We start from the raw sequence: 24610 nt of genomic DNA, 5'->3' as shown, positions 1-24610 counted from the left end.
GCCACAGCATACTAGGATCTGAGTGTGCCGGAGCGAATTGAAACACTCATCGTGGGTGGAGGTCAGGCGGCCCTGGCGCTCAGCCATCACCTCCGCGCGCGGGGCCGCGAGCACCTGATCCTCGAGCGGGCCCGCGTGGCGGAGAGCTGGCGTAGCGAGCGCTGGGACTCCCTCACCTTCCAGTTCCCCAGCTGGAGCATGCGGCTGCCGGGCCATGACTACGGGGGCGACGACCCGGAGGGCTTCGCCCCGCGCGACGAGGTGGTGCGCTTCCTCGAGGAGTACCGCGCCAAGATTGCCGCGCCGATACGCGAGGGCGTGACCGTGCGGGCCGTGTCGGCGCGCGGGGCCCGTCACCTGGTCGAGACCAATGCGGGCGACTACGAGGCCGTCCACGTCGTGTCGGCTACCGGCCCCTACCGCGAGCCGGCGCTGCCACCGGCGGCAGCCGACATCCCTCGGGAGATCGTGCAGGTCCACTCCAGCCACTACCGGAATCCGGGTGCATTGCCGCCCGGCGCGGTGCTCGTGGTCGGCTCGGGGGCGTCGGGCTGCCAGATCGCGGAGGACCTCGCCGCCGCCGGGCGCACCGTCTTCCTCTCCGTGGGTCGGCACCGGCGGGTGCCGCGTCGCTATCGCGGGCGCGACGTGTTCTGGTGGATCGAGCGCATGGGCGCGCTCGACCAGAGGCTGGCCGAGCGTCCCGACGCGCGCGGCACACCGAACCCGCTGGTGACCGGCGCGACGGGTGGCCATACCATCGATCTCCGCGAGTATCCGCGCCAGGGCATGACGCTGCTCGGCCACCTGCGCGGCGCACGCGAGGGACACCTTTACTTCGCCGACGACGCGGCGGCCGAGATCGCCCGCGGCGACGAGGGCATGACGGCGTTCGCGCGCGGCGCCGACGAGTGGGCGCTCCGCGAGGGCCTGGGACCTCCGCGCGCGGACGAGCGACTCGATCGCCTCCCGATCGACTCACTCCCGCCCACGCCGCCGGTCCTCGACCTCCGCGCCCGAGGCATCACCAGCGCGATCTGGGCCACCGGCTTCCGTCCCGACTTCGGCTGGGTCCGGCTGCCCGTGCTCGACGCCGCCGGGGACGCCGTGCACCGGGAAGGCTTCACCGCGCGCCCGGGCTTCTACTTTCTCGGACTGCCGTGGCTCTCCAAGCTCAAGTCCTCGGTGCTTTGCGGCGTGGGCGAGGACGCCGAGCGCATCGCCGCCGCGATCGCCGCCCACCCTTGAAGGCCCCGGAGCCCGAGCGTAATATTTCGCCCAAGATGCCCGTGGAGCTCATCGGAATGATCGGGGTGCGGCCCGAGGGCGCGGACGGCGCCGCGGTGCACGTGATCGGCGGCGCCATCGATCGCGACTGGCTACGCGACTTCTCGCAGGCGCACGAGCGGGCCGACTTCGACAAGGTGCTGGTGGGCTACACCACCGCGGCCGCCGACGGCTTCCTCGTATCCGCCTATGCCGCCACCCACACCGAGCGCCTCACCTTCCTGATCGCGCACCGCCCCGGCTTCGTGGCGCCCACGCTCGCCGCGCGGAAGGCGGCGACCCTCGACCAGTTCACGGACGGGCGGGTGGCCCTGCACATCATCACCGGCGGCAGCGACTCGGACCAGGCCAAGGACGGCGACTGGCTCGACCACGACACGCGCTATCGCCGCACCGACGAGTACCTGACCCTGTTGCGGCGGACCTGGACGGAAGAGCAGGCCTTCGATCACGAGGGCGAGTTCTACCGGGTGGCCCGGGCGTACTCCGAGATCAAGCCCGTGCAGAAGCCGCACATTCCTCTCTACTTCGGAGGTGCTTCCGAGGCCGCGCACGCCATCGGCGTCAAGCACTGCGACGTCTACATGCTGTGGGGCGAGCCGCTCGCCGCCATCAAGCAGCGCATCGCCGACGTCCGCGAGGCGGGCGCCCGCGCGGGCCGCGCGCCGCGCATCAGCGTGTCGCTGCGCCCGATCATCGCGCCCACCGAGGCGCAGGCGTGGGACAAGGCACAGCGCATCCTCGCCGCCGTCCAGGCCAAGCAGCCCGATCGCACCCTCCCGCCGCCCGAGGCGGTCGGCGCCAAGCGGCTGGTGGAGTTCGCGCGCCAGGGCGAGGTGCACGACAAGCGCCTCTGGACGCCCATCGCCGCGGCAATGGGGGGCTCCGGCAACACCACCGCGCTCGTGGGCACGCCCGAGCAGGTGGCGGAGGCGCTGATGGACTACTACGACCTCGGCGTCACCACCCTGCTCATCCGCGGCTTCGATCCCCTCGCCGATGCCGCCGAGTACGGCCGCGAGTTGATCCCGCTCGTGCGCGCCGAAGTAGCCCGCCGCGATCGCGAGCCCGCGGCGGTCTGATGCCGCGGCTCGTCGCCCTGGTGGGCGCGGTCACGCCCCCGGGCCGGCTCAACGCGGCGATGCAGGCCGCGGTGGACGCGGCCACCGCGCGGCCCGGCGTCACCGCGACCCTGCTGAGCCTGGCCGACCACCGCCTCGGCTTCGCCGACGGTCGCCCGCTCGAGAGCCTCACCGACGACGGGCCGCGACTCGTGCGCGCGCTCGCCGACGCTGACGCGGTGCTGCTGGCGACGCCCGTGTATCGCGGGACCTTCACCGGCGCGCTCAAGAATCTCCTCGACCTCACCCCGGTCGAGGCGCTGCGTGGCAAACCGGTGGGCATCGTCGCGATGGGAGCCTCGACCCATCACTATCTCGGCGTCGACTGGCATCTCCGCACGGTCCTGGCGTGGTTCGGCGCGCTGACGGCGCCGACCAGCATCTATCTGGAATCGGCGCACTTCAAGGAAGGCAAGCTCGCGGATCCCCTCGCGATGGCCGCCCTCGACGCCCTGGTGACGACGGTGCTCGCCCTCGCCGCCCAGCCGCGCGATCGGCTGGGCCCGCCGCCGCTGGCGGCCGGGCGCGGCTAGCCGTCGCGCGTCACTCGAGGAGATGGAAGCGCGCGCGCACGTGTCGCGCGCAGTCCGCGCAGAGGTCGTGGCTGAACGTGATCTCGCTGTGCTCACGGAGGTAGACCTCGACCGGCCACCACTCGCCGTCGTCGCCCCGGATCTTCTTGCACGACGCGCAGATCGGCAGGAGGCCGCCGCGCGGCTTGTCCGGCGCGGCCGCCGGATGCGCGGGCCGCACGGTCTCCGCGAACGACAGCACCACGCCGTGCGGGGTCGTCTCTCCCGAGCGGAACAGCGGCCGAGCACTCACCGAGATCCACAGGGGATCGGCGCCCGGCCGGAGCACGCCCATGACGACGCGCGGAGAGGCCTGGCCGGTGCGGAGGGCCACTGCGTCCGGCTGCTCGTCGCGCGGAAACGGGGTGCCGTCGGCGCGCAGGGCGCCCACGCCGAACACAGTGAGGGAAGGACCGAGGATGCGCTCCGCGCTGGGATTCCAGCCGGACAGGCTGCCGTCGGCGCTCTCGAGGATCACGCCCTCCTCGAGCGCGTCGATCACCGCGCGATGCCGCTCCTCGCCCTCGCGGAGACGCGCCTCGATCTGGATGCGATCCGTGATGTCCACCGCGTGGCCGATCACGTAGGGCTCGCGGTCGGGGGGCCGCACGAGCGCGTTGCGGTACGCCCACAGCCGCTCCTGGCCGTCGCGGCTCACCAGGCGCAGGACCCCGCGGTCGGCCTCCTTCTCGCGGATCCGGTCGAGGTACGCGCCGAAGAAGACGCGCACCGACGGCGCCAGGAACTCGCGGAGGTTGCGGCCCACGCCGTCCTCGGGCGCATAGCCGAGCTCCCACGCGGAGGCGGGGCTCACGTAGAGGAGGTTGCCCTCGAGGTCGTGGCTGCAGACGAGGCCCTGGCTGTTCTCCACGAGCTGCCGATAGAGCTCCGCGCGGTCGCGCAGCCGCTCGTACTCGCGCTGATGCGCGACGGTCAGACGCTCGAGCGCGGCCAGGCGCTCACTCATCTTGCGGAGGTCCCCGAGCAGCTCCTGCTCGTTCTGCCGATCGCTCACGTGCCCTCCGCGTCCGCTATGGCCCCTGCGCCTTGCGCTTCCACAGCTCCCACGGGCGCGCGATGGTCCCGGTGATCGACGCCTCGGCCCGCCGCGCCTCCTCGGGATCGAGGTACGTCACCGTCCCACCGAGCGCCATCGCCTGGGCCTGCAGCCGCGCGTTCACCTCAGTGTACACACTGCGGAACACGACCACCGGGAGCGAGGGTCCCACCGCCACGGCGCCGTGACCGCGCATCAGCGCGACGGGCGCGGGCCCGAGGGTGCGGGCCAGGGCGCGGCCGAGGGCGGCGTCGCGAACCAGCATGTCGGTCATGCCACCCGACGCCTGGCGAATGTCGAACACCGGCACGCCGCCCGCGAGGAACGCGCTCATGTGATACAGCGGGCGCAGCGGCACGCCGGTGACACCGAACGGGATCACCGAGGGCGAGTGGTTGTGCACGATCGCGCGCACGTCCGGGCGCGCCCGGTAGATCTCGCCGTGGATGAAGCGCTCGAGATAGCTCCCGCGGCCGCGCGCGTCCACCGGGACGCTGTCGAGGTCGTACTCCATGATGTCGGCGGCGGTGACCAGCTCGGGAGCGATCGAGCGCGCCATGAGATAGCGCTCGGCCGAGGCGGGGTGCCGCGCGCTGACATGCCCGTAGCCGTCGACCACGCCCTGATCCACGAGAATGCGATTGGCGGCGACCAGATCCTCGACGAGAGCGGGGTCGGGCGGTCCGGCGCTCGCCGGAGCCTGCGCCGCGGATGGCGAAGCCGCGCGCAGCGCAACCGCCGTCGCGGCCAGGCCGAGGAGGAGGTGACGACGGGGAAGGGCAAGCACGGCGGCCTCCTTTCTGGATCCGAACAGCAGGCCGTCTCGACCATACCACGCGGCCGTTTGATAGACTGTCCGCCGAATGAATCCCGAGTTCCTGAACTTTGCGGACGCGCCGCCGCCCCCGCCCACTGCGGCGTACAGCCACGCGGTCCGCTCAGGCGATCTCCTCTTCGTCACCGGTCAGCTCGGCGTCGATCCGAGGACGGGCGCGCTCGTCCCGGGCGGCACGGTGGCCCAGACGCGCCAGGTCATGCAGAACCTCAAGACCGTCCTGCGCGGCGCGGGCACGAGCCTCGACCGCGCGGTGATGGTGCGCATCTACCTCACGAACTTCGCCGACTATCCGGGGGTCAATGCCGAGTACGCGAGCCACTTCGCGCCGGGCCGCCTGCCCGCGCGGACCACGGTGGGCGTCACGGCGCTCGCGCTCGGCGGCGCGGTGGAGATCGACCTCATCGTCCGCCCCTGATCGGAGGTGCGCCGATGCGCTGGCTCGCCGCGCTCGTCCTCGTGGCTGCGCTGTGCACCGTCGGTGACGGCTTCGCGCAGCAGCCCGCGCCGCCGCAGTGCCCCGAGCTGCCGTTCTTCGTGCTCGTGCCCTTCAACTACCCCTGCATCATCCATCCCCGCGTGTGCCGGACGGACTACGGCCTCTGCCGGCTCGAGGTCGGCGCGAACCCGGGCGCGCCCTGCGCCTGCCTCGCCTACAACGGCATGTGGTTTCAAGGCATCTGCATCCGGTAGCCGTACCAGCGGCTCCGCGATGATCCAGAGGCTGACCGCGGTGTAGCCCACCATCAGGATGGTCAGCGGCAGGGACGCGAGCGCGGCCCGCTGCGGTCGGTCCACCACGTTGAGCATCAGACGATGGGCGAGCCAGATCGAGACCACATGGCCCGCCACCACCGCGCTCACCGCCACGTACCACTCGAACCCGGGGCTCACGAGGCGCAAGTCGGGCGTCCAGTCCGCCGTGCCGAAGAGATCCCAGCCGAGGCCGAGGGGATCCGAGATTAGGGGGATGAGATCCTGCCCGCGCACGAGCAGATAGCCCAGGTTGTGCGCCACGGCGTACCCGACGGCGATCGGCACCAGGGCCCAGACGAAGGCGGGCGCGATCAGGCGCCGCCGCTCCGCCGCAGGCAGGATGCGGGACGTGACGCGGCAGGCGGCGAGATAGGCGCCCAGCAGCAGCAGCCACACCGTGACGAGCCCGGCGGTGGCGAGTCCGTACCCCTCCTGATCCAGCCCGGGCGCCCAGGCGTCCACCGCGCCATCCATGAGGCGCCAGAGCCGCGTGCCGAGCAGGCCATCGAAGAGCACCACGGCGAGCATCGCGACGATGAACGCGGCGCCGCCTGGCGGCGAGTCCCCGGCCTCGACGAGTCCCCGTCCCAATGGACGCAGGCGGAGGGCGCGGCCGTCCGCGGTGGGGGCGAGCGGCGCGAAGCGGCCGAGCACGGTGAAGTACACCGCGAAGACATCGGCGCGCGCCTGCCACACCGCGGGGCCGAAGCAGAGCATGCCCGCCCACGTGAGCGCGGACCAGCCGAGCGCCAGCGCCGCGACGTGGCGCGGCACGGGCGCCCGGAGGTCCACCAGCTCGCACCATCCGACGGCGAGCAGCAGGAGAGCCGCGGGCCAGAGGCCGAGGGCTGCAGGATACGGGTGGCCGCGTGCGAGGCCTCGCCCGCCCCGGGCCCGGCGGACCACCGCGTCCACGCCATCGAAGAGCGCGCGCCACGGGTCGAAGGCGGGCCACGCGTTTCCGATGAAGGCCACCAGAAGCGAGAGCCCCACCCACCAGACCACCCAGACGAGCGTGGGCACGATGTTCCGCACCGGCGAGGCATCCCCCGCGAACCCCGCCACCAGCACCACGCCGAGGAGGAACACCCCGAGCGCCCGGCCAAGCCGGAAGCCCAGCGGGCCGAGCAGGCCGAGGGGCACCGTCACGGCGCGCGAACGCCCGGCCGGGACGTCGCCCCGGGCCACCAGCACGGTCAGCACGAAAGACAGCGCCACCGTCGCGCTCGCGCCCGCGATGAAGTGTGCGAGCGGGGCAGGCAGGTCGTAGCGATCGCCGACCCCGTGGGCGGCGGCCGAGACCGGCAGGCCGGCGACGGCCGCGGCGAGGGCGCCCGCGAGCCGCGCGGCTATCGCGCGAGCACCTCGCGGGGCACGGAAGGCTCCTCAATTTCCGGGGCAGCGACTATAATCGCCCCGACATCGCGCCGGGACGGCGCTGCGAAAGGGGGTGAACTCATGGCCAAGGGCACGAACATGCGGAAGGAGAAGAAGAAGCCGAAGAAGAGCAAGGGGAAGTAGGCGGCCTAGCCTCCCGCGGCCTCGCAAGCGGCGAAGCGCTCCAGGTGATGCTCGGCATCGCCGAACGTCTGGCCGATCATCGTCAGGCGTCGGAAGGTATGGCTGACTTTCAGCTCGTCGGTCATGCCCATCCCCCCGTGCATCTGCACCGCCTCCTGGCTCACGTGCCGGCAGGCATCGGCGACCTTGATCTTGGCGGCAGAGATCACGCGCCGCCGCTCCGCGGGGCCCGCGGTATCTGCCTTCACGCAGGCCAGACACGCCATGGAGCGGGCCTGCTCGTAGCTGATCACCATCTCCACCATCCGGTGCTGGAGCGCCTGGAAGCTCCCGATGGGCACGCCGAACTGGCGACGCGTCTTCAGATACTCGAGCGTGGTGTCGTTGGCGTAGCGGATGGCGCCCACCGCCTCCGCGCAGAGAAGCGCGGTGGCGTAGTCGGCGACCTCCTCGATCAGGGGCAGCGCCTGCCCCTCCGCGCCCAGCAGGGCGTCCCGCCCCACCGCCACGTCGGACAGCCAGACGTCCGCGGCGCGCAGCTCGTCGATGGTGCGGTACTCCTTCACCGTCACCCCGCGCGCGGCGCGATCCACGAGGAAGAGGCTGATGCCGCTCGCGTCGGTGTCGCTCCCCGAGGTGCGGGCCGACACGATCAGCGTGCCCGCGGCCCCCGCGTGGAGCACCGCGCGCTTCTCGCCTTCCAGCGCCCACCCGTCGCCCGCGCGCTTGGCGCGCGCGCCCACGTGCCGCAGCTCGTAGCGCGCGGCGGCCTCCGTGTGGGCCAGGGCCAGCCGCCGCTGCCCCTGGATCAGCGCGGGCAGGATCTCCTTCCGCTGCGCGTCGGACCCGGCGCGGTGCACGAGACGGCCCGCGATGCCCACGTTGGCGAGATAGGGCTCGACCACCAGCGACTCGCCCAGCGCTTCCATCACCAGCATCACGTCCACCGCGGTACCGCCGAAGCCCCCGTGCTCCTCGGGGAACGGGACCCCCAGCAGACCCATCTCCGCGAACGAGCCCCAGACCTTCTCGCTCCAGCCGGTCGGCGAGGCCACGATCTTGGCCCGCGCGTCGAACGAGTAGTCGTTGGCGAGGTATTTCCGGAGGCTGTCGCCCAGGAGCTGCTGCTCGTCGCTGAGCTCGAAGTTCATAGGCCGAGCGTCGCCTTCGCGATGATGTTCCGCTGGATCTCGTTGGATCCCGCGTAGATCGTCGCCTTGCGCATGTTGCAGTAGCGCGGCGCCAGCCGTGCGGTGAAGTGGTCGAAGTCCATCGCATCCACCGGGCGATACGCCTGGGCGAGCGGGCCGGCCGCCTGCATCATCAGCTCGGTGATGGCCTGCTGGATCTCGGTGCCCTTGATCTTGAGCATCGAGACGTCGGCGCCGGGGGGCTTGCCGCTGCGCCGCATCTGGTCGAGGAAGCGCAGGTTGGTGATCTCGAGCGCCATCAGCTCGACCTCGACGCGGGTGAGCCGGTCGCGGAAGCGCGTGTCCTCGATGAGCGGCCGCCCGTTCTTGGTGTGGTGCGCGGCCAGCTCCTTGAGCCGGACCAGCTCGCGCTTGGACGCGCCGATGCGCCCGGTACCCATGCGCTCGTAGCCGAGCAAGTACTTGGCGACCGTCCAGCCCTTGCCTTCCTCGTGCACGAGGTTCTCCGCCGGCACCTTCACGTCGTCGAAGAAGACCTCGTTGGTCTCGTGCCCGCCGTCCATCAATATGATGGGGCGCACGGTGATGCCCGGGGTCTTCATGTCGATCAGGAGGAACGAGATGCCGTCCTGCCGCTTGGCCTGGGTGGGATCGGTGCGGACGAGGCAGAAGATCCAGTCCGCGTGATGCGCGAGCGTGGTCCAGATCTTCTGCCCCGTCACCACGTAGTGATCGCCCTGGCGCGCGGCCTTGGTCTTGAGCGAGGCGAGGTCGGAGCCGCTTCCGGGCTCGGAGTACCCCTGGCACCAGAAGTCCTCGCCGTTGTAGATGCGGGGCAGGAAGCGCTTCTTCTGCGCCTCGGTGCCGAAGCGCAACAGCACCGGCGCGCACATCCGGAGGCCGAAGGCGACCAGGGGCGGGGTGGCCGCGTAGCCGCATTCCTCCTCGAAGATGTACCGCTCGGTCACGCTCCAGCCCGTGCCGCCCCACTCCACCGGCCAGTCCGGCGCCACCCAGCCCTTCTTGGCGAGGATGCGGTGCCACCCCAGGAGATCGTCCTTCGACAGCTCCTGATAGCTCTCGACCTTCTGCTTGAGATCGGCGGGGAGATTGCCCCGCAGCCACGACCGCACGTCGTCGCGGAAGGTCAGCTCCTCGGTGGAGTAGTTGAGGTCCATGAGACTCGGTCTCCTAGACGTGGTGGCGCAGAAAGCCCTCGATCATCCCGTTCACCTGCTCGGGGGCTTCGAGCATGTTGAAGTGGCCGGCGCCGACCGTCCAGCCGTTCACCACGGTGGGTAGCCACTCCGTCATCATATGGGGCGGATTGAGGGGTGGGGTGGCGGCGATGTGGAGCGCGGGTACCTTGCATCGCGCGGCCGCCTTGACGCCATCGTAGGCGAGGATGCCCCGCATGGCGGCCGACGCCACGTGGCTCGGCGCCGCCATCATCACCTTCAGCACGCGATCGACCAGCGCCTTGTCGGACGTGGGGAGGAACAGGCGCTCGGCGATGAACTGCCGGCGCGGCTCTTGGTTGCCCGCCTCGATGGCCCCGACGAGCCCCTCGATGCCGGCCTTGAGCTCGGCGGGAAACGCCAGGGGCGCGGGATCCACCATCACGATACCCGCGACCTTCTCCGGGTGGGCGGCCCCGAGCTGCAGCACCGTGATGCCGCCCATGCTGTGCCCCACCGCGACGACGCGGCCGAGCTGGAGCTTGTCGATCAGGTGGGCGATGTCGTCCGCATAGGCCGAGATCGGATACGCGCCCTGAGGCTTGTCGCTCTCACCATGGCCACGCAGGTCCACGGAGACGACCTTGTGGCGTTTGGCGAAGTACTCGGCCTGCGGCGCGAAGAAGGACCGGTCGCAGGTCCACCCGTGGATGAAGACGAAGGCCGGAGATCCCGTCCCGCGCTCGTCATAGGCCAGGTTGATCCCGTCGCGAGTGATCGTCGGCATGGCGTGGCCCTCCTCCTGTCTCGGGCGGCGGCCCCATCGCCGCGTCGCCTCGGGGAGGGCCACACCATATCACCTTTGACCGGAGCGCAGGGCCTCGGGGAAAGGGGGCGCGGGCACCCGGCGCTCGGGCCGCCGCTCGGGCTGTGGCTCGGGCTGCGACGCGGGCCGCGACGCGGTGGACCGCCGCGCATCCCAGATGTGCAGGAGCTGCTCGATCAGTAGCCAGAGCGGTAGCGAGAGCAACACCACATACGCGATCAGCTCTTCCATCGGCATGTCTGGCCCTCCCGTATCGGCGTCTTTGCGGATGGCATGCCAGCGCCACGCTTCCCCCGAGTGACGACGCGACGAAGACTTACGAGCGGCCGCGCGACGGCATCTGGACCCGGGCGAAGGCAGCACGCCCGAGGCATCGGGCCGACTGTCGGGCGCGCATAGGCGCTGACGCGCTCCCATTCCTTTCGCGTCTCTCGCGCGTATACCCGGCCGAGATGAAGAACTCGACCGGAATGGTCAACACTCATGAAGGCTCGGGAAGTGGACTCGGCGGCGCGTTTCGCCGGCTCGCGTGGTCGAACCTGGCGGCCCAATCCGCGGAGCAGATCGCCCTCGCCGCCGCGCCCATCGTGGCCGTGCTCGCGCTCGGTGCGGGCGCCGGCGACACCGGCATGCTCGCCGCCGCGCAGAGCGCGCCGTTCCTCGTGCTCTCGTTTCCGCTGGGCGTCCTCGCCGATCGGATGTCGCGGCGTCGGCTCATGACGCTGGCGGAGGCGTTTCGCGCGCTGGCGCTGGGCGCGCTACCGCTGCTGGCGCTCCAGGGCTGGATGTCGGTGCCCGCCCTCGCGGCCATCGGCTTCGCCGCCGCCACCGGCACGGTCGCGTTCAGCGTGGCGGCGCCGGCCCTCGTCCCCGCGCTCGTGCCGCGCGAGGCCTTCGCCGCCGCGAACGGCCGCCTCGAGCTCGCGCGCAGCGTCGCCTTCGCGGCGGGGCCCGCGGCCGCCGGGGCGCTGGTGGCGTGGGCGGGCGGCTCCGCGGCCTTCGTGCTCGCCGCCGCCATCTCCGTGGTGGCGGTCGTGCTGCTGATGGGCGTGCCCGAGCCGCCGCGGGCGCCTGCGGCCGCGCGCCACGTCCTGCGCGATCTGCACGATGGCGCGGCATTCGCCTGGCGGCATCACCTCCTCCGGCCCGTGCTCCTCACTGCGGTCGTGTGGAACTGCTCGTGGTTCGTGCTCCAGGCCGCCTACGTGCCGTACGCCGCCCACACCCTCGGCCTCGATGCGTCGGGCATCGGAACCACCCTGGCGTGCTATGGAGGCGGCATGCTCGTCGGCGCACTGGCGGCCCCGCGGCTCCTGCCGCAGCTCACCTTCGGGGCGGCGCTCAGCGCAGGGCCGGTGGTCTCGGTGGCCGCCGCTGCGTGCATGGTCGCCACGATCTGGCTCCCGTCCACGCTCCTCGCCGGGGCGGCCTTCTTCCTCTTCGGCGCGGGCCCGCTCCTCTGGACCATCAGTCAGATCACGCTGCGCCAATCCGTCACGCCGGAGGGGCTCCTCGGTCGCGTATCGGCGCTCATCATGACGGGCTCGACGGGCGCACGGCCGATCGGCGCGGCGCTCGGGGGCGCCATCGGTGTGACGTGTGGTCTCGAGTGCGCGATCGTCGTGAGCGCGCTGGGCTTCGTCGTCCAGGCGCTCATCATCCTCGGCTCGCCGCTCGCGGGACTCGCCACCGTGCCGGAAGCAGGCGCCGCCGCCGCGTAGGGCCAAAGTCTCACTAGCCCGCACGCCGCGGCCCCTCGTAGGCTTCAACTCGTACGCTTCAAGTGGTCGCACAATGTTTCCCGTCGCGTGAGGAGGTGCGCCATGACGAACGAGGTGAAAGAGGGAGGCGGAGGCGCGGGCTGGGATGCCACGCAGTGGCATGAGGTGAAGAAAGGCGAGACCTTGTGGAAGATCGCCGCTCAGTACTACGGCGACGGCAGCCTCTACACGAAGATCTTCGAGGCCAACAAGGACACGGTCAAGAACCCCGATCTCATCAAGGTCGGGCAGCGCCTGCGCATCCCGTGAGGAGGAAACCATGCGACGAGCCAATGTGAACCGGTGGGCGGGCTCGGTAGGAGTGCTGATGGTGGCGCTGCTCGTCTCGGCGTGCGGCAGCGCCGACAAGGCGCCGGCCGAGGCGGCGATCAAGGCGGCCGACGGGGCGCTCGCCGCGGTGCGAGGGGAGGCGTCGAAGCTCATCCCCGCTCAGCTCAAAGTCGTCGAGGACGGCCTCGCCAGCGCGAAGGCGAGCTTCGACAAGGGTGACTACACCGCGGCGCTGGGCACGGCGAAGCAGGTTGCTGCCCAAGCCGGTGACCTCTCGTCGGTGGTCGCCGCCAAGAAGGCCGAGCTGACCCGCGAGTGGACCGACGTGAGCGCGGGAGTGCCGCAGATGGCGGACGCGATCCAGTCGCGGGTGGACATCCTATCACAGAGTAAGAAGCTGCCAGCCGGCCTCGACAAGGACAAGCTCGAGAGCGCCAAGGCCGAGCTCGCCACGCTGAAGCAGTCCTGGTCGGACGCCTCTGCCGCCTACAGCACCGGCAATCTCACCGACGCCGTGAGCAAGGCCAAGGCGGCGAAGGACAAGGCCGAGGAGATCATGACCGCCCTCAACATGTTTGTGCCCACGGCGTCGAAGTCCTAGGCCGCGGACTTCAGGGGAGGTTCGGGCGCGCGCCCAGCACGCGCTCCCGGACCTCTTTCCACGTGACGCCGTCGACGATGGCGTCGAAGCCCTTGGGCGGTGCGAGGGGCAGCTCGCGCTCCTGTTCCTTGCTCACATACACATCCGCGAAGATCGACGTGAACTCGTATTCGATGATGGCGCGAAGGGCCTCTTCGAGCATCCGGATCCGTTCGATGACCTCCGGGTCCTCGAACTTGGCCTTCACCTCGTCGTACACCTCGCGAACGCGGCGCTGCTCGACGCGCGCGTAGTCCGGGCGCTCCGCACGGAGCATCCGCTCGAAATCGAAGAGCGTCCGGAACTGAAAGTCCACGCCCTTGGCGTCACCGGGGCCACGCTGCATGATCGCGATGTCCGAGAAGCACTTGTGAACGACCGCTTCCTGCTCCTTCCTGAGGTCCACCATGCGCAGAACCTCGGCCACGATGGACCCGACCGCGCCCTCCGCCCAGAGATGCGGCAGATACATCACGCCCTGGTCGAACGCGAATTGATTCTCCTTGTGCAGGAAGATCCCGAAGAAGAAGAACGCACGCACATGCAAATGCTCGCGCTCCTCCGGAGTGATGGCCGGGTCGCGGATGGCCTTGAGCGCCCGCGTCAGCTCGACGAGCGTGCCCGAGAGCGTCCCGAAATAGTCGCGGGCCATGCCCACGACCATCTGGCTCACCGCCTCCGTGGTCCGCTGCCGGCGGTTCAGCCGCCAGATCATCACCTGGATGAAGAGGGTACCGACGATGGTGACGATGGCCGCGATGATGGCGGGGGCGCTGGGCCCCACCCAGGTGGTGGGTGCGACCTCCAGGGCTCCCGCCTCTTGCGCGAGCAGCAGCCCGCCGCTGCCGTCCACGATCCACACGCTGATCGTGTAGGTGCCGGCGTGCTCGGCAAGCAGCGTGAAGGCGTGCGCGAGGGACTGACCGGGGAGGAGCAGCCGCGGGGCCAGCGCCGGCGCCGCCGGGTCGAGGGGAAGCGGCCGGATCTTCACCTCGACGGGCCCGACCGACGCCCTGCCGCGATTGAGCACGCGCACGGTGATGGGCACCCGCATCCCCGGCGTGGTCTTCTTCACCTCGAGGATGGTCTGCACCTCGAGCGGGGCGGCCGCCGATGGGGAAGATTGCGCGGCGAGACGGGCCGGCGCCGCGAGTAGCGCGAGACCCGCGAGCAGCGGCACTCCGATCCAGACCCGCATCACATGCTTGTCCCTACTTCTTCTTCTTCGGCTTCCGCGGCGGTCTCACGCGCCCCATGTCCACTCACCTCCCCCTGCCTCTCGACGGAGCATAGCACCGGGGCTTCCTGCTATGCTCCCGCCCATGCCACCGAGACTCGCCGGGAAGGTCGCGCTCATCAGCGGCGGCGCGCGCGGCATCGGCGCCGCCACCGCTCGGCTGTTCGCTCAGGAGGGCGCCCGCGTCGTCGTGGGCGACGTGCTCGAGCCCGAAGGCCGTGCGCTCGAAGCGGAGCTGTCGGGGCGGGGCGGCCAGGCCGCCTTCGTCTCCCTCGACGTGACTCGCGAGCCGGACTGGGAGCGCGCGGTCGCGGCGGCGGTGACCCGCTTCGGCAAGCTCGACGTCCTCGTGAACAACGCGGGCATCGGCGGAGCCGGCCGCGTGGAGGACACCACGCTGGAGGAATGGCACCGGGTGATGGAGGTCAACGCCACCGGCGCCTTCCTCGGCACGAGGGCGGCGATCCCCGCCCTGCGCCGCGCCGGCGGCGGGGCCATCGTCAACATCTCCTCCCAGCTCGGCCTGGTCGGGATGGACGACAGCAGCCCGCAGTACCAGGCCTCCAAGGGCGCGGTGCGCCTCCTCACCAAGCACACCGCGCTGCAGTACGCCCAGGAAGGCATCCGCGCCAACTCGGTGCACCCGGGGCCGATCGTGACCCCGATGACGGAGAAACGGCGCGCCGACCCCGCCATCCGCGCGCGCATGGTGTCCCGTATTCCCCTCGGCCGCTACGGCGAGGCGGAGGAGATCGCCTACGGCGTGCTCTATCTCGCCTCCGACGAGTCGCGCTTCGTGACGGGCAGCGAGCTCGTCATCGACGGAGGCTGGACCGCGCAATGAGAGACTCGCAGCCCAGAGGAGGAGCCATGCTCGCGCTCATCGTCGCCATGCTCGCCGGCGCCGTCCTTGCGACGCCGGTCCACGCGCAGGTCCAGGTCAACATCGGCATTCACCTGCCCGCCCCGCCGCCCCTCGTGGTGATCCCCGAGGTGAAGACGGTGCAATACGCGCCGTCCGTCTCCACCAACCTCTTCTTCTACGACAAGCAGTACTGGGCGTTCGTGGACGGCGGCTGGCACGTGAGCGTCCGGGTGGACGGCCCGTGGATCGTCGTCGCGCCCGTCTATGTGCCACGGCCCGTGCTCCTCGTGCCCGTGGCCTACTACAAGGTGCCTCCCGGCCACTGGAAGCAGTGGCAGAAGAAGGCGCCACCGCGGTGGGGCCACGAGTGGGGAAATGAGTGGGCGGCCAAGCGAGAATGGAAGGACCGCGACGACGGTGACGACCAGGGCAAGGGTCACGGACGGGGCGATGACCAGGGGAAAAAGGGCAAAGGCAAGGGGCACGGCCGCGGAAAGGAGCAGTAGGATCGGAATGAGGAAGCGCCGGCCCAGCTTCCTCGTCATCCTCATCGACGATCTCCGCCACGACGAGTTCGGCGCGGGCGGCCATCCCTACATGGAGACGCCGCACGTGGACCGCCTCGCCCACGAGGGCGCGCTGTTCGAGCGGGCCTTCCACACCACGCCGATCTGCTCGCCCAATCGCGCGTCGATCCTCACCGGTCAGTACGCGAGCCGCCACGGCATCATCGACAACGTGGCTCGTGACGCGGCCAGCCACCGCCTGCCCAACTATCACCTGGCGCTGCAGCGTCTGGGCTATGAGACGGCCCACCTGGGCAAATGGCACATGGGCAATGACGGCATGCCCCGCCCCGGCTACGACCACTGGGTGGCCTTCGACGGGCACGGACGACTCTTCGACCCGCGGCTCTGTGAGAACGGCACCTACGTCCAGCGCACGGGCTACATCACCGACATCCTGAACGAGATGGCGGTGGAGTTCGTGTCCAAGCCGCGTGAGAAGCCGTGGTCACTCTTCCTCGCGCACAAGGCGGTGCACCCCGACGCCGCGCAGGCCAATGACGGGACGCTTCAGATCGATCAGGCCGGGGGCTATCGCGTGGCACCACGCCACGAGCATCTCTACAAGGACGCGGTGTTCCCGCGGACGCCGAACATGCTGCCGCCGGAGAAGATCGTGAAGGACAAGCCCGCATGGAAGGAGGCTTTCGCCCTGCGTAAGACGGACCGGGCGCGCGCGGTGCTCGATCGCCTCCATGCCGGCGAGCAGGAGGAGATTCGCCTCCGTGCCCGCATGATGGCCGCGGTGGACGAAGGCGTGGGACTCCTCCTCGACGCGCTCGAGCACACCGGCCAGCTCGACGACACCGTCATCGTGTTCCTGGGCGACAACGGCTACTTCTTCGGCGAACATGGCCTGGGGCCGGAGCGGCGCTTCGCCTACGAGGACGGTATCCGCTCGCCGTTTCTCATGCGCTATCCGCCCAAGGTGCGGGCGGGACTGCGCCTGGAGGACCTCGTGATCTGCCAGGACATCGCGCCGACGCTGCTCGAGCTCGCGGGTGGCCGGCCAGGCGCGCAGATCCAGGGCCAGTCGCTGCTGCCCCTCTTCAGGGGCAAGCGGGCCGAATGGCGGCGCGCCTTCCTGGTGGAGTACTGGGCCGAGAACGCCATGCCGTGGCTGGTCGGGATGAGCTACAAGGCCATTCGCACCGACCGCTACAAGTACATCCACTGGGTCAACCGCGGCGAGGCGGGCGAGCTCGACGAGCTCTACGACCTCGATCGCGACCCCTACGAGATACGTAATCTCATCCGCTCGCGGCGCCACGCGCGCGTGCTCCAGATCCTGCGGCGCGATCTGGCCAGGCTCACCGCGAGCGCGCTCGGGCTGTAGTTACGGAGGTCTCCCATGGCTTCGGACGTCAAGGTGGCGATCGTGACGGGCGCGGCGAGTGGCCTCGGGCGCGCGATGGCGCTGGGCCTGGTGGGTAGCGGCATGCACGTCGTGGCCGTGGATCGCGACGCCACCCATCTTGCCACGCTCAAGCCGGCCGGTGTCGGGCGCGTCGGCGCCGTGCTCCAACACGCGGCGGACCTCTCGAAACCCGATGCCTTCGAGGGGGTCGTGAGCGCCGCCCTCAAGGAGTTCGGCCGCATCGACGTGCTGGTGAACAATGCCGGGGTCGGCCAGGACTCGGTGCGGGCCGATCAGCGCCGGAATCCCATCCGCCTGTGGGAGGTGCCGCCCGAGCAGTGGAGCCGCTTCCTCGCCGTGAACGCGACGGCGCCGATCATGATGGCGCGCGCGGTGGTCCCCCACCTGATCCGCGCCGGCTGGGGGCGAGTGATCACCGTGACCACCAGCCTCGGCACCATGGTGCGGGCGGGCTATCTCCTCTACGGCTCGAGCAAGGCCGCCGCCGAGTCCGCGATGGCGGTGCTCGCCGCGGACCTCGAGGGCACCGGCGTCACCTCCAACGTGCTCGTGCCCGGCGGAGTGACCAACACGCCTCTCGTGGGCAACGACGCGGGCGACCGGAGCAAGATGCTCCAGCCCGAGATCATGGTGCCCCCGCTGCTCTGGCTGGTGTCACGCGAGGCCGACCGCGTGAACGCACGGCGCTTCGTTGCCGTGGACTGGGACACGAAGCTGCCGCCGGCGCAGGCAGCGGAGAAGGCGGGCGTGCCCATCGCCTGGCTCGGGATCGCGCGGATGCCGATCGAGCCGAAGTAGCGATTCCGGAGTCGGAAGCGGGTGAATGTCTCGAAAAGTGGACATTCACTTCCGTGCCGCTGTCGGCCACGCCGGGCCGATGCGACGGCGTAGTGGGCCAATAACATGGACTCCGGAATTAGCCTATGTCGTCGGCCTGATCGCGACCGACGGCAACCTTTCTCGTGACCGCCGGCACCTGACGCTAGTCTCAGCGGATCTCGAGATCCTGGAGACCGCGCGGGAATGCCTCCATCTCAGCAATCGCCTTGGCCGATCCTCGACCCGAAACGGCTACGTCCCTCGACTTCAGTGGAGTGACCGCGTCCTCTCCGATTGGCTGCGCGGAATCGGCCTATCGCCGGCCAAAAGTCTCACACTGGGCCCTCTTGCGGTGCCGGAGGAGGAGTTTCATCACTTTCTCCGAGGCTGTATCGACGGAGACGGCTCCATCGTGTCGTACGTCGATCGCTCAAACACCGCCAAGAATCCAGCCTACGTCTACGAGCGCCTGTACGTCTCTCTGGTCTCGGCCAGTGGCCCTTTTGTGGAGTGGCTACGCGCGCGTGTATGGGAGCTTCGGGGTCTCAGAGGGCATGTCACCGTGCGGCGTGAGGCGGACGCCACGATCTCTGGCGTTTGAGATTTGCGAAGGCCGAATCCGTAGCGCTTCTGAGGTGGCTCTACCCGTCCGAAAATCTACCCTGCCTCAGCCGAAAGCGACACATCGCCGCGCCCTACCTGATACCGCGCGAGCGCGCCGTTGGCCGTCGTCGTGGACGACCGATGGTAGTATGTCGACCCAGGGCCGGAGTGGAGAAACGGCAGACTCGCGGCGCTCAAAACGCCGTGCCCGCCAGGGCGTGCGGGTTCAAATCCCGCCTCCGGCACCAAAATTCAGCAGCTTGGCAAGACCACCCTTTGCAGCCCCCGTAAACGCCCGCTCCGCACCTCTCGTCCTATCTGGTGAACGGCGCCGAAATCGCGACACTCACCAGCCACTCACACGACGAGACAAGGAGAGCGGACATGAAGACGCCCACGCTGTCATTGACGCTGGCCGCTGCCGGCGCCGCGCTGAGCCGCTGACTCGGCGCGAGGCCGCACGCCTCGAGCGCGGCCAGAATCACGTGAACCGGATGGAGAACCGCGCCCTCGCGGACGGCACGATCAGCCGGGGCGAATTCAAGCGCATCGAGCGCGCCCAGAACGTCGAGAGCCGCCGTATCTACCACCAGAAGCACGACCGCCAGGACCGCCCCAACCGGTAGAAAACCTACGGCCCCCGCCGCACCGGACGCGCCCGCAAGTATTTGCCATCCTTGACAGAACCGGGCGCGGTCAGTATCCTGACCGGTGCGGTGGGGCTGTAGCTCAGTTGGGAGAGCACAAGGCTGGCAGTCTTGGGGTCAGGGGTTCGAGCCCCCTCAGCTCCACCAAAATCTCGACGCGGGGTTACGGGGTCGACCCGTAGCCCCGCGTTCTTCGTCGCGACCCACGGAGGACTTCCCCATGGCGACGACCTCGACGCACCTCCTTCTGGGCTTCATCGCGGGCTTCCTCTCGCACTTGATCTTCCAGGGCGCGCTCGGCAGTGCGCTCTACGCCGCGCATCTCTTGCCGACATTGCCCTGGAGCCTCGCGCCGGTGCCGCCCCTCGGCGTGCCGATGAGCCTTTCGCTGGCGTTCTGGGCCGGGCTCTGGGGAGTGCTCTACGCCGTGATCGAGCCGCGCCTCACGGCTCGCTTCGGATGGTGGGTGGGCGGACTCATCTTCGGCGTCGCCCCGCTGCTCGTCTACTGGTTCGTGGTGCTGCCTCTGAAGGGTCTCGGCGTCGGTGGCGGTTTCGCTCCCGCGACGGCGGCGATCCACATCGCCTTTCACCTGATATTCGGTATCGGCGTCGCGATCATATTCCGCTCCGGCCTCGCCCTCACCCCGCGGAGGATCGCGGCCTAGCCAACATCGCAGGGTCACGGAGTTTTGCGGCACATGAAGACGGGGTCTCTCGGGTAGATCCCCGTTCTCACCAGCTGGTCGGGCGGGATGAGCTGATCCCCGAAGACGGTCTCCACCTCGAAGCCGGCCTCGGTCAATCGATCCGCGATGTCCAGGCCATAGAGCCGTACGTGATCCGCTTGCCAGAACAAGCGCTCGCGCTCGGCCGGGTCGGTAATGGAAGGGTCCTCGAAGGTCGGCCTGCGCGAGATCGGCACCTGGATCATGGCCCAGCCCTCCGGTCTCAAGATCCGACACAGCTCGCGCATCGCGCGACGATCGTCAGGCACGTGCTCCAGCACATGGCTACACAGGATGACGTCCAACGAGGCGTCCTCCATGTCGATCCTGGTGATGTCGAGCACGATCCGGGCGTGCGGGCTGTCGAGATCCGCCGACACGATCTCGATGTCCCGGGCATTGCGCAAGAGCCGGGCGAGAGCGGGCTCGGGAGCCACGTGGAGAAGGCGCTTCGGCCGCCCATCCAGCAGGTCGGTCCGGGTGGTGAGGAAGAGCCAACCGAGGCGAAGCCGCGGGTGGGACAAACAGATCGGACAGACGACGTCCTGAACTCTGCGTGAGGGCGGGCCGTGGGTGAGGAATCGCCGGCAGCGACTCTCGCACACGGGGCAGTATCTGGCGCGGCCGAAGAACGCCACTCGGACGATCGGCCGAAAGAGATACCAGGCACGGATGGCCAGAGGCTCGACGGCAGCCGGCAAGAGCGCCTTGATCCTGGACACCATGGCCTGAAGGAGAGTACCGGGCGACCCAGTCAATCTCCAGCGGGTTATAATTCCATTCGCTGGTCGAGCACCTGTCGGAGGGAAAGCGATGAACATCGAGCTGGCGCTGAACCGGCTGCGTGAGGCGATCGAGGAACGAGGCTCCGGGGTCTACCTGATCACCGTCTCCGGCGACGCCCGTCCACACGCCGTTTACCTGCACGCGGCGTGGGAGAACGGCCGGCTCGCCGTATCCGGCGTGGGCGCAACCACCGCCGCCAACGCCGTCGCGCGGCCGAACGTCTCGCTCCTCTTCCCGGTGAGCGCCGCCGCAGACTACACGCTCTTCGTCGACGGCCCCGCCACGGTCGAGACGCGCGGGGACGACCACTGCGTCGTGGTCACGCCCACCCGCGCCGTCTTCCACCGTCCCGGCGCGCCGCGCGATCCCGCCTCGTCCTGCACGTCGGACTGCGTCCCGATCTTTCAGGCGCCCACGCGAGTCGCGCCGCCCCGCTGATCGAGGCCGCGCTCCGCTTCGCCGCTACGCTGTCGCGGGCCGGAGCACGGGTTCCGCGAACATCTCGACGGTGCCGCGCACGTTGTCGGTGAGCGCGAACACTTCGTAGAACTCGATCTCCGGTCGCATGCCGTAGCGCTCGACGATGCCGTCGAGCCACGAGCTCTCATAGAACGCCCTGGCCTCCTCGAGCGTCTCCCACTGATAGACGCCGCCGGCCCATCCGCTCGCGCTCCAGATGAAGTGCTTGCTGATCAGGCCCTTCACGCCCCGGAAGCCCGGCGCGATCGTGTGGAAGTGCGCCCGGCAGGCCGCGTAGTCGATGTGCGGCGGCAGCTTATAGCGGACGGTTGCGGTGATCATATGGCCCTCCCGCCTGAGACGTTCCCCCCGGGGTCCGGCGCCTTCCCGAACGATACTCCAATGTTGCGAGGCTTGCGGAGCGGCGCGCTTCGCGGCAGAGTAGCGGCCACTCACTCAGAAGGAGGGCCCTATGCCGTTCTACGATCGCGGCGCCGTACGCATCCACTATGAAGAGGTCGGCTCCGGATTTCCGCTGCTGCTGATCCCGGGCGGCGGGCTCAATTCCGCCATCAGCTGGTGGGCGAGCGGAGCCGCCTTCAACGCGATGGAGGAGTTCAAGGACGACTTCCGCTGCATCTCCATGGACCTGCGCAATGCCCTCACCGGGCAGTCGACCGGCCCCCTCGAGGTCGATCGGCCGTGGGACGCGTACGCCGACGATCAACTGGGCCTCATTGATCACCTGGGCATCGGGAAGTTCCTCGTGCTCGGCAACTGCATCGGCGGCCCGTTCATCTGGAAGCTGCTCCAGCGCGCGCCCGACCGCGTGGTGGCCGCGGTGATGAGCCAGCCGAGCGGCCATCGGCCGGAGGAGCCCGACCTCTTCTGGAACAACAACACCACGAACTGGGGCCCGGCGCTCTGCGCCAAGCGCCCCGACGTCACCATGCCGATGGTCGAGCGCTTCCTGACCAAGATGTACCGCTCGCCCGCCGACTTCGTCTTCACGGTGACGCGCGATTTCGTGCGCAGCTGCCGCACCCCGATCCTGGTGCTGCCGGACGACATCCCGGCGCATCCCTACGCGGTCGCGATGGAGGTCGTGAGCCTCGCGCCCAACGCCGAGGCGTCCATCTATCCGTGGAAGGAATCCAAGGACACGATCCGAAAAGTCGTCGAGCACGTGCGGACGTTCCTCAAGACGCATGAGCCCGCCGCCACGAGACGCTGAGCTCTCAACTTCGAAAGGACCCCTCCATGAACACGCTGCTCAGGACGAAGGCCCGCGGGATCGTGGCGATTCTGGTGACGCTGGCGATGGTGTCGGGACTGGAAGTAGCCGTCGCCCAGACCGAGGAAGGCATCGCCCACCACTACAGCGACAAATTCGAGGGCAAGAAGACGGCCAGCGGCGAGATGTACGACAAGGCCAAGCTGACGGCGGCGCACAAGAAGCTCCCGATGGGCACCAAGGTCAAGGTGACCAACGTCGAGAACAACAAGAGCGTGGTGGTCACCGTCAACGACCGCATGGGCGCCTCGAGCAAGGCGGTGATCGACCTCACCCCGCGCGCGGCCGAAGAGCTCGGCTTCAAAGGCAGGCAGGCCAAGGTCAAGCTGGAAGTCCAGAAGTAGCGCGGCGGCCCGAAGCCCGGACGTGCGTCGGCGGCGCTCAGCGCGCCGGCGACGCCACGAACAGGGGAATCTTGCGGGCGGTGCGCGCCTGATAGTCCGCGTAGGGCGGAAAGGCGGCGACGGCGAGGTCCCAGAGCCGCGCCCGCTCCGCGTCGTCGTGCGCCTCGCGGACGCGCATCGGCTGGACCACCGTGAGGTCACGGATCTCCACGACGGGGTTGGCGCGCAGGTTGTAGACCCACACCGGATTGTTAGGGGCGCCGCCCACCGAGCCGACGAGGATGTAGTTGGCGCCGTCCTTGACGCGCATGAGCGGCGTCTTGCGGATCGCGCCCGTCTTGTTCCCGGTGTGCGTCACGATGATGACCGGCAGCCCGGTGTCGCGGAGGGTGGTGCCGGCGGTGCCGCCGCTTCCTTCGTAGAGCTCGACCTGTTCGCGCACCCACTGTCGGGGGCTCGGGATGTAGTCCGGCATGCTCTCTCCTCGCTGAGGTCTCTCGTTAGATTTGGCGGCGGCGTCCGAGCACGGGCTCGTGCTTGGCGCCCTGCCCCGCCTCCGCGATCGGCACGTACTGACCGCGGTCGGGATCGAAGGCGTGCACGCTGCCCTCGGCGATGTCGTAGATCCACGCGTGCAGCGTGAGCCGGCCACACGCGAGCGCCGCCATCACGCTCGGGTGCGTGCGGAGATGCTCGATCTGCACCAGCACGTTCTCCTCCACCGCCGTCTCGACCAGCTCGTCGCCGATGACGTCCGGATAGGCGGCGCGAAGGATGCGACGCGTGCCGTCACAGTGAGTAAGCCAGGTGGCGACGGCGGGCATGTCTTTCACCTCGGAGGGATCAATCACCGCCTTCATCGCGCCGCAATGGGTATGGCCGCAGACGATGATGTCGGAGATGCCGAGGGCCTCCACCCCGTACTCGATGGCGGCCGACTCTCCAGACGGCACGCCCCAGGGCGGGATGATGTTGCCGGCATTGCGCAGGATGAAGAGCTCGCCCGGCTGGGTCTGCGTGATGAGATTCGGCACGATGCGCGAGTCCGAGCAGGTGATGAACAGGGAGTCCGGCGCCTGCTTATCCACCAGCCGCCGGAAGAGGTCGCGCTGAGGGCCGAACACGCCGGCCTGGAATCGGTGGATGCCTTCGACGAGGTTCCTCACGCGCGGTCTCCCTCGCGGCTCGGTTAGTCGGCGTAGGCCGCGCGCGCGGCTGCACTCTGCGCGGCGAAGATCGAGCGATAGCCCACGCGGTCCCAGCGCGGCGGAAGCTTCGCGGGATAGGGCTCCATGTGCACGTAGGCCGGCTCCTCGCCCCGCACGAGCTCGCCGGTATGCGTGGTCGGCGCGGGCGCAGGCGTGAGGGGCAGCGCGTCGGCGGCGGCGTAGACGTTGAGGAGCAGCGGCCGCATGCGCGGCGAGTGATTGGCGGCCGAGCCGTGCACCACGCGGCAGTCGATCAGCACCACCGTGCCCGCCGGCCCGCACGCCTCGACCGCGCGGTCCACCGGCAGGCCCGCGACGTCGCCCGGGCTGAGGGCGCCCGTCCAGACCCCGCGCTCGTCGAACTGGTCGAAGAGGGGGCCGCGCTGCGTACCGGGCAGCAGGGTGAGCGGTCCCTGCGCGGGCCCGGTGTCCTCGAGGTAGACACCGAAGGTCAGCACGCCGCAGTGGGTGTGCGGCCACCCCTGGATGTCCTGGTGCCAGCGCACGGCGTCGCCACCGGCCGACCACTTGAAGTTGAGCTTGGAGCTGTGGAAGCGGAGATCGGGCCCGAGCAGGTCGGCAACGAGATCGACGACGGCGGCGTCCCGGGCAAAGGTCCAGAGCTCGGGGTGCTGGTCCACCGCTTTGCGCAGGCGCCGGATGTTCGGCTTCGCGGCAGTGT

General features: G+C 69.6%; 28 protein-coding genes and 2 tRNA genes. 18 read left to right on the top strand and 12 right to left on the bottom strand.

All coding sequences use genetic code 11. The features are described from left to right. Positions 1-24 precede the first annotated feature (24 nt). From VFX14_06140 to VFX14_06130, 3 genes are read left to right on the top strand one after another with little or no spacing between them, the layout of a single operon-like run. Positions 25-1248, top strand: a complete 1224-nt coding sequence (locus VFX14_06140; protein HEU5189250.1) for an NAD(P)/FAD-dependent oxidoreductase — start codon at positions 25-27, stop codon at positions 1246-1248. A gap of 35 nt (positions 1249-1283) precedes the next feature. Then, positions 1284-2369 carry an LLM class flavin-dependent oxidoreductase gene (locus VFX14_06135; protein HEU5189249.1) on the top strand — a complete coding sequence of 362 codons (1086 nt, stop codon included), beginning with the start codon at positions 1284-1286 and terminating at the stop codon, positions 2367-2369. Further along, positions 2369-2941 (top strand): NAD(P)H-dependent oxidoreductase, encoded by a 573-nt coding sequence (locus VFX14_06130; protein ID HEU5189248.1) that lies wholly within the window; start codon positions 2369-2371, stop codon positions 2939-2941. The genes VFX14_06135 and VFX14_06130 overlap by 1 nt, the downstream gene beginning before the upstream one ends. A gap of 10 nt (positions 2942-2951) precedes the next feature. Here the strand turns inward: VFX14_06130 and VFX14_06125 are convergent, their stop codons facing one another. Both VFX14_06125 and VFX14_06120 read right to left on the bottom strand, forming a co-directional pair. Then, positions 2952-3995: a PAS domain S-box protein gene (locus VFX14_06125; protein ID HEU5189247.1), complete on the bottom strand. Its 1044-nt coding sequence runs from the start codon at positions 3993-3995 to the stop codon at positions 2952-2954. 16 nt (positions 3996-4011) lie between these two features. Next, a complete protein-coding gene (locus VFX14_06120) occupies positions 4012-4824 on the bottom strand; it encodes a class II aldolase/adducin family protein (protein ID HEU5189246.1) in 813 nt (270 codons plus the stop codon). A gap of 76 nt (positions 4825-4900) precedes the next feature. Between VFX14_06120 and VFX14_06115 the strand changes: the two genes are divergently transcribed. After that, a complete protein-coding gene (locus VFX14_06115) occupies positions 4901-5290 on the top strand; it encodes a RidA family protein (protein ID HEU5189245.1) in 390 nt (129 codons plus the stop codon). Between the two features lie 1864 nt (positions 5291-7154). Here VFX14_06115 and VFX14_06110 read toward each other — a convergent pair. The 4 genes from VFX14_06110 to VFX14_06095 form a co-directional block, all read right to left on the bottom strand. Beyond that, a complete protein-coding gene (locus VFX14_06110) occupies positions 7155-8300 on the bottom strand; it encodes an acyl-CoA dehydrogenase family protein (GenBank protein ID HEU5189244.1) in 1146 nt (381 codons plus the stop codon). After that, positions 8297-9478, bottom strand: a complete 1182-nt coding sequence (locus tag VFX14_06105; GenBank protein ID HEU5189243.1) for an acyl-CoA dehydrogenase family protein — start codon at positions 9476-9478, stop codon at positions 8297-8299. The genes VFX14_06110 and VFX14_06105 overlap by 4 nt, the downstream gene beginning before the upstream one ends. Positions 9479-9491: 13 nt before the next feature. Beyond that, positions 9492-10265 carry an alpha/beta hydrolase gene (locus VFX14_06100; GenBank protein HEU5189242.1) on the bottom strand — a complete coding sequence of 258 codons (774 nt, stop codon included), beginning with the start codon at positions 10263-10265 and terminating at the stop codon, positions 9492-9494. A gap of 69 nt (positions 10266-10334) precedes the next feature. Then, positions 10335-10541 carry a hypothetical protein gene (locus VFX14_06095; GenBank protein ID HEU5189241.1) on the bottom strand — a complete coding sequence of 69 codons (207 nt, stop codon included), beginning with the start codon at positions 10539-10541 and terminating at the stop codon, positions 10335-10337. A 215-nt stretch (positions 10542-10756) separates the two neighbouring features. Between VFX14_06095 and VFX14_06090 the strand changes: the two genes are divergently transcribed. From VFX14_06090 to VFX14_06080, 3 genes are all read left to right on the top strand, one after another. Next, on the top strand, positions 10757-12025 hold the full coding sequence (locus VFX14_06090; GenBank protein ID HEU5189240.1) for an MFS transporter: 1269 nt from the start codon (positions 10757-10759) through the stop codon (positions 12023-12025). 102 nt (positions 12026-12127) lie between these two features. Continuing rightward, a complete protein-coding gene (locus VFX14_06085) occupies positions 12128-12334 on the top strand; it encodes a LysM peptidoglycan-binding domain-containing protein (GenBank protein HEU5189239.1) in 207 nt (68 codons plus the stop codon). 10 nt (positions 12335-12344) lie between these two features. Beyond that, positions 12345-12956, top strand: coding sequence for a hypothetical protein (locus VFX14_06080; GenBank protein HEU5189238.1), 612 nt, complete (start codon positions 12345-12347; stop codon positions 12954-12956). A 10-nt stretch (positions 12957-12966) separates the two neighbouring features. Here VFX14_06080 and VFX14_06075 read toward each other — a convergent pair whose 3' ends face one another. Continuing rightward, a complete protein-coding gene (locus tag VFX14_06075; GenBank protein HEU5189237.1) occupies positions 12967-14193 on the bottom strand; it encodes a hypothetical protein in 1227 nt (408 codons plus the stop codon). Positions 14194-14317: 124 nt separating this feature from the next. Between VFX14_06075 and VFX14_06070 the strand changes: the two genes are divergently transcribed. From VFX14_06070 to VFX14_06035, 8 genes are all read left to right on the top strand, one after another. Further along, positions 14318-15076: a glucose 1-dehydrogenase gene (locus VFX14_06070; protein HEU5189236.1), complete on the top strand. Its 759-nt coding sequence runs from the start codon at positions 14318-14320 to the stop codon at positions 15074-15076. Between the two features lie 26 nt (positions 15077-15102). Beyond that, positions 15103-15603 carry a hypothetical protein gene (locus tag VFX14_06065; GenBank protein ID HEU5189235.1) on the top strand — a complete coding sequence of 167 codons (501 nt, stop codon included), beginning with the start codon at positions 15103-15105 and terminating at the stop codon, positions 15601-15603. Positions 15604-15610: 7 nt separating this feature from the next. Beyond that, positions 15611-16999, top strand: coding sequence for a sulfatase-like hydrolase/transferase (locus VFX14_06060; GenBank protein ID HEU5189234.1), 1389 nt, complete (start codon positions 15611-15613; stop codon positions 16997-16999). Between the two features lie 15 nt (positions 17000-17014). Next, on the top strand, positions 17015-17839 hold the full coding sequence (locus VFX14_06055) for an SDR family oxidoreductase (GenBank protein HEU5189233.1): 825 nt from the start codon (positions 17015-17017) through the stop codon (positions 17837-17839). A 786-nt stretch (positions 17840-18625) separates the two neighbouring features. Beyond that, positions 18626-18711 (top strand) — tRNA-Leu (locus tag VFX14_06050). A 237-nt stretch (positions 18712-18948) separates the two neighbouring features. After that, positions 18949-19089 (top strand): hypothetical protein, encoded by a 141-nt coding sequence (locus tag VFX14_06045; protein ID HEU5189232.1) that lies wholly within the window; start codon positions 18949-18951, stop codon positions 19087-19089. Positions 19090-19181: 92 nt separating this feature from the next. Further along, positions 19182-19257, top strand: a tRNA-Ala gene (locus tag VFX14_06040). A 73-nt stretch (positions 19258-19330) separates the two neighbouring features. Then, positions 19331-19777 carry a hypothetical protein gene (locus VFX14_06035; GenBank protein HEU5189231.1) on the top strand — a complete coding sequence of 149 codons (447 nt, stop codon included), beginning with the start codon at positions 19331-19333 and terminating at the stop codon, positions 19775-19777. A 14-nt stretch (positions 19778-19791) separates the two neighbouring features. On the opposite strand, the gene VFX14_06030 is transcribed toward VFX14_06035, so the two are convergent. Further along, complete coding sequence (locus VFX14_06030; GenBank protein HEU5189230.1) at positions 19792-20475, bottom strand: methyltransferase domain-containing protein; 684 nt, start codon at positions 20473-20475, stop codon at positions 19792-19794. Between the two features lie 175 nt (positions 20476-20650). On the opposite strand from VFX14_06030, the gene VFX14_06025 reads away from it, so the two are divergent. Then, complete coding sequence (locus tag VFX14_06025) at positions 20651-21061, top strand: pyridoxamine 5'-phosphate oxidase family protein (GenBank protein HEU5189229.1); 411 nt, start codon at positions 20651-20653, stop codon at positions 21059-21061. Positions 21062-21085: 24 nt separating this feature from the next. On the opposite strand, the gene VFX14_06020 is transcribed toward VFX14_06025, so the two are convergent. Continuing rightward, a complete protein-coding gene (locus VFX14_06020) occupies positions 21086-21424 on the bottom strand; it encodes a hypothetical protein (GenBank protein ID HEU5189228.1) in 339 nt (112 codons plus the stop codon). Positions 21425-21554: 130 nt separating this feature from the next. Between VFX14_06020 and VFX14_06015 the strand changes: the two genes are divergently transcribed. Next, positions 21555-22316, top strand: coding sequence for an alpha/beta fold hydrolase (locus tag VFX14_06015; GenBank protein HEU5189227.1), 762 nt, complete (start codon positions 21555-21557; stop codon positions 22314-22316). Between the two features lie 26 nt (positions 22317-22342). Continuing rightward, positions 22343-22720, top strand: coding sequence for a septal ring lytic transglycosylase RlpA family protein (locus VFX14_06010; protein HEU5189226.1), 378 nt, complete (start codon positions 22343-22345; stop codon positions 22718-22720). A 37-nt stretch (positions 22721-22757) separates the two neighbouring features. On the opposite strand, the gene VFX14_06005 is transcribed toward VFX14_06010, so the two are convergent. The 3 genes from VFX14_06005 to VFX14_05995 all read right to left on the bottom strand — a co-directional run. Then, entirely contained in the window at positions 22758-23195 is a 438-nt protein-coding gene (locus tag VFX14_06005) for a nitroreductase family deazaflavin-dependent oxidoreductase (protein HEU5189225.1), read from the bottom strand. 25 nt (positions 23196-23220) lie between these two features. Further along, complete coding sequence (locus tag VFX14_06000) at positions 23221-23886, bottom strand: carbonic anhydrase (protein HEU5189224.1); 666 nt, start codon at positions 23884-23886, stop codon at positions 23221-23223. 23 nt (positions 23887-23909) lie between these two features. Beyond that, on the bottom strand, positions 23910-24610 hold a 701-nt coding region (locus tag VFX14_05995), incomplete at its 5' end, for a phytanoyl-CoA dioxygenase family protein (protein HEU5189223.1).

It is taken from the genome of Candidatus Methylomirabilota bacterium (assembly GCA_035764725.1).
In the GTDB taxonomy this organism is placed as follows: domain Bacteria; phylum Methylomirabilota; class Methylomirabilia; order Rokubacteriales; family CSP1-6; genus DASRWT01.
Note: the sequence above shows the minus strand (reverse complement) of the source record. Positions and strands in the feature narration are given on the sequence as shown.